The sequence below is a fragment of the Nitrospirota bacterium genome (assembly GCA_016178585.1).
Lineage (GTDB): Bacteria > Nitrospirota > Nitrospiria > JACQBW01 > JACQBW01 > JACOTA01.
Genome location: JACOTA010000032.1, coordinates 45750 through 53180, shown reverse-complemented (window position 1 = coordinate 53180; position 7431 = coordinate 45750). Strand labels below are relative to the sequence as shown.

9 protein-coding genes are annotated in these 7431 nt (G+C 44.4%); 6 read left to right on the top strand and 3 right to left on the bottom strand.

The window, feature by feature from the left end:
• The 5 genes from HYR79_05950 to HYR79_05930 all read left to right on the top strand — a co-directional run.
• Window positions 1–239: transposase (locus tag HYR79_05950; GenBank protein MBI1821235.1), on the top strand; the 239-nt coding region annotated here is incomplete at its 5' end.
• 355 nt (window positions 240–594) lie between these two features.
• On the top strand, window positions 595–780 hold the full coding sequence (locus HYR79_05945) for a hypothetical protein (GenBank protein MBI1821234.1): 186 nt from the start codon (window positions 595–597) through the stop codon (window positions 778–780).
• A 3-nt stretch (window positions 781–783) separates the two neighbouring features.
• Window positions 784–1290, top strand: a complete 507-nt coding sequence (locus HYR79_05940; protein ID MBI1821233.1) for a class I SAM-dependent methyltransferase — start codon at window positions 784–786, stop codon at window positions 1288–1290.
• A gap of 128 nt (window positions 1291–1418) precedes the next feature.
• The gene (locus HYR79_05935; GenBank protein MBI1821232.1) at window positions 1419–1736 is read left to right on the top strand and encodes a 4Fe-4S dicluster domain-containing protein; all 318 of its coding nucleotides are present in this window, start codon (window positions 1419–1421) and stop codon (window positions 1734–1736) included.
• Window positions 1737–1840: 104 nt separating this feature from the next.
• Window positions 1841–2167: a Rieske (2Fe-2S) protein gene (locus HYR79_05930; protein ID MBI1821231.1), complete on the top strand. Its 327-nt coding sequence runs from the start codon at window positions 1841–1843 to the stop codon at window positions 2165–2167.
• Window positions 2168–2336: 169 nt separating this feature from the next.
• On the opposite strand, the gene HYR79_05925 is transcribed toward HYR79_05930, so the two are convergent.
• From HYR79_05925 to HYR79_05915, 3 genes are read right to left on the bottom strand one after another with little or no spacing between them, the layout of a single operon-like run.
• Window positions 2337–2867 (bottom strand): HNH endonuclease, encoded by a 531-nt coding sequence (locus tag HYR79_05925; GenBank protein ID MBI1821230.1) that lies wholly within the window; start codon window positions 2865–2867, stop codon window positions 2337–2339.
• 20 nt (window positions 2868–2887) lie between these two features.
• A complete protein-coding gene (locus tag HYR79_05920) occupies window positions 2888–3967 on the bottom strand; it encodes an aminomethyl transferase family protein (protein ID MBI1821229.1) in 1080 nt (359 codons plus the stop codon).
• 29 nt (window positions 3968–3996) lie between these two features.
• On the bottom strand, window positions 3997–5067 hold the full coding sequence (locus HYR79_05915; GenBank protein ID MBI1821228.1) for a response regulator: 1071 nt from the start codon (window positions 5065–5067) through the stop codon (window positions 3997–3999).
• An 89-nt stretch (window positions 5068–5156) separates the two neighbouring features.
• Between HYR79_05915 and HYR79_05910 the strand changes: the two genes are divergently transcribed.
• On the top strand, window positions 5157–7430 hold the full coding sequence (locus HYR79_05910; GenBank protein ID MBI1821227.1) for a PBP1A family penicillin-binding protein: 2274 nt from the start codon (window positions 5157–5159) through the stop codon (window positions 7428–7430).
• The last annotated feature ends 1 nt before the right edge of the window (window position 7431 follow it).

The window sequence follows — 7431 nt, the reverse complement described above, 5'->3', positions numbered from 1 at the left end:
CCTTCTTTCACGACCTGCGCGTCCCCTTCACCAATAACCAGTCAGAGCAAGATATCCGAATGATCAAGGTGCGTCAGAAAATATCCGGATGCTTCCGAACCTTACAAGGCGCAAAAAACTTTGCCCGCATCAGAAGCTACCTATCCACAGCTCGTAAAAACGGCTGGAACCTCTTGCAATCCATTTCCCAGTCCATGACAGGTCAACCGTACTTGCCTGAAATGCTTTTTCCTCCCTGACACTCCTGAGTAGTTACAAAAAAATTTTCTTGCTGATTACAAATAAGAGATGCTTAACGATCAAATTCAAGTCTTAATTTTCCGCAGGAATGGTAACCCTTCAGTGAAGGGTGGGCATTGACGAAAGTGCCTGGTATGCCATGGATGGAGACTTCGATGAATTTTGCTTATCAACCTTAATGTCATCATCTAGAGATGAGGATAAATTCATCGGCGTCGGAGAACAGAGTTAGAAAGCTGTCATTGCGAACAAAGTGAAGCAATCTCAAGACTTTACGATAAGATTGCCACGCACCCTTCGGTGCTCGCAATGACATGATTAATAAGTGGGTGCGAAGTCTATCGCTGGTCTTGGGTGGAATGTATTGATTTTTTAACTCATTCAGGTTATGGTGATCAGGAGGAATATCTGCATAAAACCGGTACCCGGGCGATTTTAGAAAGAATGCTCCAAAATCTGATAGCCGTTTACTCCCGCAACAATCAGTCATCTGCCGTTTCTTTTATGACCGAACTCATTGAAATCCTTCACCGGCCCTGATCAATGGAAGCTCCTTCGTTATTTCTTAAAAAAATTCTAACCTTTCAAAAAAATGGAAAGGTTCTTGATCTCGCCATGGGCAGGGGAAGAAATTCATTTTTTTTAGCCCAGAATGGCTACGAAATCGACGGGATTGAACTTTCCAAAGAATCCATTGCCGAGTGTCAAAGAAAAATTGAAATAACCCATTTACCCGTTAAAATAATCGAAGCCGACCTCGAAAAGACGGCACTTCCTGAAAATACCTATGATCTGGTGATCTGTTTTTTTTATTTACAAAGAGATTTATTCCCGCAAATCAAGGCGGCATTGAAAAAAAACGGGTTTGTGGTTTATGAAACTTTTCTGATTGACCAGCATCTCCAGCATGGTTCTCCCCGGCGCGTAGAATTTTGTTTGGGGCATAATGAATTATTAAATTTTTTTAGAGATTTCAGGGTTCATTTCTACGAAGAAGGTAAAGGGGAAGGGGACAAAATTACGGCCAGAATTATTGCCCAAAAAAATTAATTTTTTTGTATTGATTTCAATCATAATCCCACATTATAATGACTTCATATTCTTCTTTATTTTCCTAAAAAGAAGAGTGACCCCTTGAAATTAAGTTATCGTCGTTTAGTAAATGGAGGATCAGAAAGATGGCTTTATATATTACCGATGAGTGTATTTCCTGTTCAGCCTGTTTGCCTGAATGTCCTAATGAGGCAATTTTTGAAAATCGCGCTGAGTCGGAAGCCAAAGGACATCCGGTAACTCCCGGACATGGAGAAAATGGTGATATTTATGTAATTTCACATGAGCTGTGTACGGAGTGCGTTGGATTTCATGACCAGCCCAAATGTGCGGAAGTTTGTCCGATTGACAATTGCTGCATTTTGGATCCCGCGCATCCGGAAAGCAAAGAAGACCTTTTAGCAAAAAAAGATCGGCTCCATCCCGAAGAAGCCGCTCATTAAAGTATTTTAAAACATCCTTTAGGATAAAAAAGGAGGAGAAAACTCCTCCTTTTTTATTTGGGTTTTAAGGGGGTCTTCCGGATTATCCCTGCAGAATCTTCAGAATGCCTTTTGTTAAAGTCCTAAAAACGTCTAATCTTCCCCCCGGCGGTAAAAAAATCATTGAAATTAACGGACTGGAAATTGCGCTTTTCAACATTTTGAATCAGGTTTATGCGATTTCAAACATCTGCCCGCATAATGGAGGTTCGCTTGGAGAGGGGATGTTGTTTGGCCAGACGCTTCTTTGCCCGCTTCATTTTTGGAAATTTAACGTCGTGACGGGAAAGTCCTCGAATCAGCCTGCCTATCGGGTTGAAACCTATCCGGTTAAAATAGAAGAGGAAACGATTTTTCTCGACCTGCCTGACGAAGACCCCGACGAAGAGTAGATTTTTGATCTGTTGAGAATGGGTCATATGCCCCGCACGGGACTTCCAGCATGGTATTGTTGAAGGTGGGTCGCAAGCCGCAGCCTTGAGGACGACTGAGGCGTACATAGTAGGTACGTTGAAAGAGGCCGAAAGGCGAGAACGCAGCAGAGGACTCTTTATCAACAAATCAGAGTTCCAATTCCATGTTCCAGTAGAGATAATCCCTCCACGACTCCGGCGTATGTTTTATTCCGATGGTAATGGTCAGAGAAGGACTCCACCTCGGCCGCTGAGGTTTCTTAATGAGTTTCATTCCCGCCTCCTCCGGAGTCCGCCCGCTTTTAATATGGTTGCACCTTATGCAGGCCGTGACGATATTTTCCCATGTTTTGCGGCCGTCTTTCGCGATCGGGATAACATGATCAAACGTTAATTCGTCTGACCTGCATTTTTTAGCGCAATACTGGCACGAATGTTTGTCACGGGTAAAAATATTAACTCGTGAAAATTTAACGACCCGGTGTTTATGGTTGGGATGAATCCGGTAAAGAAGGCGAACGACGGAGGGAAGTTTTATGGTCAGGGAAAAGGAATGGACCTCCCTATTGTATTCTTCAAGAACTTCTACTTTACCTTGAAAAAAGAGGACCAGGGCTTTTTTCCATGAAACGACCCGCAGAGGTTCATAGGTCGCGTTGAGAAGAAGTGTGTGTTCCATCCTGATTGAACTAAGTGAGTTCACCCTTTATTTTTTTCTTTCCTGTCATTTTGGTAAAACGGGAGTTCCGTGACGACGGCGGGTAGCTTTTTATCTTCATGATCAATTTCCACCGGAGTCCCCGTTTGGATAAACTGCCGCTGTACATAGGCCATGGCGATGACCTTTTGAAGCGAAGGAGAAAAGACGGCGCTCGTTACCGCTCCCAAAATCTTTTCACCTGATATTATTTTATCATCTTTTTGCGGAATGTCAGGGTGATTAACAAACAGCCCGACGAGAGACCGGTTGGTATGTCCTAAATAATGAAGCCGTGCAATCGTTTCCTGGCCGATATAACACCCCTTTGTGTAACTAAGGGCTTTGGCTTCTAAACCCGCCTCCTGAGGAAGAATCTCTTCTGAAAGTTCTTTTCCGTAAAGGGGAAGACCGGCTTCGATTCGAAGCGTTTCATAGGCTTCCATTCCAACCGGGACGATTCCATAGGGTTCTCCCGTCTTTAAAAGGGTCTCCCACACTGTTTCAAAATTTTGGAATGACGTAAGGATGTCAAACCCTTTTTCTCCGGACCATTCATGATGAATAATTTGAACTGGAACATCCCCTATTTTTGTGGAAAAAAAATGATAGGGGGGGAGAAGGGGAAAAGAATCTTGAACGAGGGATCTAAGAAGACTCTCGGTTTTTGGGCCTTGCACTGATAAAAGTCCTGTTTTTTCGGTCGCATCTCCAACCTGAGCATCTGTCCCAATTTTATAACGGTTCAAAATTTGGGCTGTTTTTTCTCTTAGCGCCGGTTGGACCACCAGCAGAAGGTGTTCGGGAAAATAAAAGACGATGGCTTCTGAAGCAACTTTCCCCTTTACCGTCGGAATAACGGTATAAAGCCCTTTTCCTTCAGAAAGTCCTTTGACGTCATTGGTCGTAAGTCCCTGAAGGAACTTCACTCTGTCGTTCCCTTTAATTTCAATTTTTCCATAGGAATTGAAATTAAAAAAACCCGCCCCGTTTCGAACCGCTTGATGTTCTTTCAATGGGTTGCTGTAATACGACGTCACTGTTCCCTGTGAAGGAATCGATTGTTCAGACGGGTTGGACATATTTTAAATCTACTTTCAATTCAAAGGTTTCAGGTTAAATTAGCTTGTTCTTTTATTTTTATCCAATCTTCCAAAGGGGTCTTTAAAAAAACAGAGGCCATTTCGGGATCAAATTGGGTTCCCGAATATGTTTTAATTTCTTCCAGGGCTCTTTCCATGGAGAGGGCTTTTCGGTAAGGCCGGTTTGAAGTCATGCAGTCAAATGTGTCACAAATCGAGAAAAGCCTGGCGCCTATGGGAATTTCCTCTTTTTTCAACCCTCTGGGGTAGCCGGTTCCGTCAAAACGTTCCTGGTGAGAAAGAACAATATCGGCACCCTCTTTAAGAAAAGAAATTTCTTTCAACATGGTGTAGCCAATTTGAGGATGTTTTTTCATTTCCACCCATTCCTCAGCGGTCAATTTTGCGGGTTTTAACAGAATGGCATCTGAAACCCCGATTTTACCGATGTCGTGGAGCAACGCCCCGTCCCCGATGAGAGGCATTAAACGACTATCCAGGCCTGCCTTTTGGGCAAGATGGAGGGTGTAATCCCTCACCCGTTTTGAATGACATTGGGTCTCGTGCTCGCGAGCATCGAGTGCGTTGACCAGAGCTTCAAGGGTTCCCTTATGGGAAATATCAACCACCTTTAAAGCATCGGTGAGCATGGCAGACTGGGTTTGAATCGCCTTCTCAATCGTCCGGAGGTAAATCCGTTCTTCGTTTTTTTTTCTTTGCGTCTCGATCGTTTTGAAAAGAGTTTCTCGTATCTCTTGGGCATGGAAGGGTTTGGTGATATAATCTGTCGCGCCAGCCTGGAACATTTTGGTGGCTGTTTTTGCGTCGGCCGAGGCTGTAATCATCACAAAGGCAAGATGCGGCTGACAGGGCAAAACCGATTTGATGAGCTGATAACCGTCTAACATCGGCATTCTGACATCGCACAAAACGACATCAAACGGTTCCTGATTCAGCAGCGTTATTGCATCAAACCCGTTTTTAACCGATTTGTAGGGATAGCCGAAGCTGTTGACAATACTTGTTAGAATTTCACGAATAGGTTCTTCATCATCTACGATTAAAATTCGCGGGACATCTTGAAAAGAGGGCCTGGACACAATCTACCTTTCTTAAAGGGATCTTAAAATAAAGCGGTTCAGAAGATTGCCGATCTCCAAATCGTTTAATCTTAAAAAGGGGTCGCCGGATGCGGAAAAAAGTTAAAAAATATATTTTAATTTATTTAGCGGTTAGTTTATCATTTCTAACCTATATTTTCTATTTAAAAATAATGATTACGACCAGGATTGAAGGTAAAAAATGGAACTTACCTTCGAAAGTTTATTCCGCCCCTTTTGGCCTTTATCCGGGACAAACGATTGAGGGGAGCCATATTTTCCCCAGGCTGGAACGTCTGGGTTATCATTTGAGTTCCGGGAAAATAAGCGTTAAAGGCGATTATTCCGTTCAAGGAGACCAGATCATCATTTATCTCCATGATTTTCCTTATCCGGAGGAACCCTTTCAAGGGTATGTTTTGCGATTAGAGGTCGACCGGGGAAAAATTTCCCGGATTTCTCGTTCTGATAACCTGGAAGATATCTATTTCCAGGAGATGGAACCGGAGTTGATTGCCGGATTTTTTGAAAATTCCTGGGAGGAGCGTATGCTCATAAAGCTTGACGAGATTCCTCCCTCGCTGGTCCAGGCGGTCATTGCCATCGAAGATGAACGGTTCTATCAGCATCATGGAATCGACGTAAAAAGTATTCTTCGCGCGTTTTTAACGAATATCCGATCGAATCAAATTGTCCAGGGGGGCAGTACCCTGACCCAGCAGTTGGTTAAAAATTTTTTTCTGAACCAGAAGAGAACCCTGACGAGAAAAATCAACGAAGCCCTCATGGCTCTGATTCTCGAGGCCCAATATTCCAAGAAGCAGATTCTGGAGACCTATCTGAATGAAATTTACTGGGGTCAAAAGGGTTCCGTCGGAATCTTTGGAATCGGAAAAGCGGCGCAGTTCTACTTTGCCAGGGACGTTAAAGATCTGACGCTTGGAGAATCGGCTCTTCTGGCCGGAATTATCCGCGCCCCAAATCACCTGGACCCCCATAAAAACTTTAAAAAAGCGGTTGAACGAAAAAACGTGGTCTTGAAAAAAATGCTGGACCTCCGCCTCATTTCAGGGGACGATTACCGAAAAGCCGTGAATGAAAAGATTCAGGTTCGGGAATCTCCTGAAGGAGGCCATTCCGCGCCGTTTTTCGCGGATCTTGTCCGCCAGCAGTTGTCCTCTAATTATTCCTCGTCCGTTTTAAATACCGATGGCTTAAGAATTTACACGACTCTGGATGTCGAAATGCAAAAAATGGCTGACGAAACGCTGAAAAAAAATTTGAATTTTCTGGAGAAAACTTATCCGCACCTCAAACATTCCGATCCTTCACGAGATCTGGAGGGATGCCTGATCGCCGTTTCTCCGCATACGGGTCATGTCGTTGCCCTGGTGGGAGGAAAGAACTATCAGATCAACCAGTTTAATCGGGCCACCCAGGCCCATCGCCAGCCCGGATCTATCTTCAAACCCCTTGTCTATTTAACTGCCTTTGAGCAGACGGTTAAAAAAGGTCCATCTCCGAATAGTATAACGCCGGCCACACTTTTGGACGACTCTCCGGTTACCCTGACACTGGACGACAAAAGCTGGTCCCCTCAAAACTACGACCAGACGTTTCACGGCCTGGTAACGGTGAGAAAAGCTCTCGAGAATTCCATGAATGTTCCCACGGTTAAACTTGCTTTAACGATTGGCCTCGACGCCATCATTCAAACGGCGAGAAGCCTCGGTATAGAAAGTCTTTTAAGGCCAAATCCGTCCCTTGCTTTAGGATCTTATGAAGTGACCCCTTTCGAAATAATTTCCGCTTACACCGTTCTCGCCAATCAGGGGATGAAAACGGAGCTGCAAACCATTAAAATGGTGACCGATTCAAATGGAAAGATTCTGGAAGGAAAAAACCTGGAGGTGACAGCGGCGGTTTCCCCTCAAGCGGCCTTTTTGGTAACTTATTTATTGAAAGGTGTTGTTGAAAATGGAACGGCCAAAAAAATCAGGGAATCAGGGTTCCAACGCCCGGCAGCGGGAAAAACGGGGACAACAAACGATTATAACGACGCGTGGTTTGTGGGTTACACCCCTGATTTGTTGACCCTGGTATGGGTAGGGTTTGACCAGGGTGAGAAGTTGAATTTAACGGGGGCCTCCGCAGCGCTTCCGATTTGGGTCGATTTTATGAAAGAGGCGCTGGAGGAGTTTCCCTATTCTGATTTTACTCTCCCGTCAAAGATTCGTTTTGAAAAAATCGTCCCCTCGACGGGACTTAAATGGGCGCCCGAATGCGGCCCGGAAGTCATTGAGGAGGCTTTTTTTGAGGGAACGGAACCGCTCCAATCTTGCCTGAACGATGGGAAGAAATAAA

Excerpts from the sequence above, each read along its gene's own strand:
- HYR79_05940 (MBI1821233.1), top strand. The coding sequence starts at position 784 with ATGGAAGCTCCTTCGTTATTTCTTAAAAAAATTCTAACCTTTCAAAAA.
- HYR79_05935 (MBI1821232.1), top strand. The coding sequence starts at position 1,419 with ATGGCTTTATATATTACCGATGAGTGTATTTCCTGTTCAGCCTGTTTG.
- HYR79_05930 (MBI1821231.1), top strand. The coding sequence starts at position 1,841 with ATGCCTTTTGTTAAAGTCCTAAAAACGTCTAATCTTCCCCCCGGCGGT.
- HYR79_05925 (MBI1821230.1), bottom strand. The coding sequence starts at position 2,867 with ATGGAACACACACTTCTTCTCAACGCGACCTATGAACCTCTGCGGGTC.
- HYR79_05920 (MBI1821229.1), bottom strand. The coding sequence starts at position 3,967 with ATGTCCAACCCGTCTGAACAATCGATTCCTTCACAGGGAACAGTGACG.
- HYR79_05910 (MBI1821227.1), top strand. The coding sequence starts at position 5,157 with ATGCGGAAAAAAGTTAAAAAATATATTTTAATTTATTTAGCGGTTAGT.